Source organism: Photobacterium damselae (assembly GCF_003026815.1).
In the GTDB taxonomy this organism is placed as follows: domain Bacteria; phylum Pseudomonadota; class Gammaproteobacteria; order Enterobacterales; family Vibrionaceae; genus Photobacterium; species Photobacterium damselae.
In genome coordinates, this window is the sequence record NZ_PYOG01000094.1 from 1 (window position 1) to 1,273 (window position 1,273).

The 1,273-nt window shown below is 40.3% G+C and carries 2 protein-coding genes; both read right to left on the reverse strand.

The window, feature by feature from the left end:
- A partial coding sequence (locus CTN07_RS22430) for a VOC family protein (protein WP_107183773.1) occupies window positions 1-367 on the reverse strand: 367 nt, incomplete at its 3' end.
- Window positions 368-475: 108 nt separating this feature from the next.
- Window positions 476-1,273: coiled-coil domain-containing protein (locus CTN07_RS22435; protein ID WP_107183774.1), on the reverse strand; the 798-nt coding region annotated here is incomplete at its 5' end.

Below are 1,273 nucleotides of genomic sequence, written 5' to 3' on the forward strand. Positions count from 1 at the left end.
ATAAAAATACGGCTTCGATCTTATTACCATCAAGATCTAAGACATATGCTGCATAATAGTTTTCACCGTATTCAGGACGAACGCCAGGCTTACCACAGCAGGTTGCCCCTAATTCGATTGCAGTTTGATGAAATCGCTCTACTGACTCTTTACTTGAAGAATTAAAAGCGATGTGAGTCCCATTACCAGCACCATGATTTCCACTGTATGGATACCCCACCCAAAACTCGTAATTATCACCATAAGCTGCAGCAATATTTTCAATATAATGAGAACGTTCAATAGATAATACCGCCAACACGGCGTCGTAAAACTTCACTGCAGCAGTAATATCTGACGTACCAACAGAAACATGATTAATAATCATCGAAATGTCCTTATTAATAATAATGCTATTAATTATATACATGAGGACACCATAAACTGTATATCCATACAGTTTATTCATTAGGTAGATCACCTTTTCATGCGATTATCATTCGTTTTTCAACAGCGTCTCATAGCGCTTAATCATTTCATCATTTTGGTGTAGCTGAGCCTTAAGCTCAGCAATCTGCTCAGAGGCTTGCTCTAAGCGATTGGAAAGTGTAACACCGTTGCTCTTAGCGTCATTAAGATGCGAATTAAGGGTGTGTCGTTCTTGTTGAAGTTGGCGCAGCTCGTTATCCAAATGGCTATTAGCCATTTGTAGTGCCGCTTTGGTCTCACGCAGTTCAGACAATAACAGCTCTTGAGACTCTTGTTTGGACTCAAATCGAGTGAGTTCTTGTGCCTGGGCGATCACCTTGTCATTAAGGGATTTTACTTGCTCATTAAGCTCAGTATTTTTATTTTTAGATTCTTCAACAATAAGCGCATTACTTTCCAATTTGATTTCATTTTTCGCCAGCTCTGTGCGCAAACGTTCATTACTGACCGTTGACTCATTCAATTGGTCCGTTAGGGATTCAATTTGTTGGCGCAACTCTTGAGTGATGGCAAGCTGTGCATTTTCAGTTTGTGCCAATTCAGCTTCTAGGTTTTTGATTTGTTTTTCGCGTTGCTCAAGTAAGGCTGTTTGTTTATACAAACGATCTTCTGCTCGTTCAAGATCATCAATTGCCTGTTGACTCTGCTCCTTGGCATCATCTGCCATATCACGGTAACGGCGTTCGGCTTCGGTGGCGTGTCGAGTGATTTCAGTCATGAAAACACGGGTAAACTCTTCTGAAAACCCCATTTTTTCCAGTAACGATTTCTGATTAGCTTCTAACTCATCTTTCCATGTTTTGTA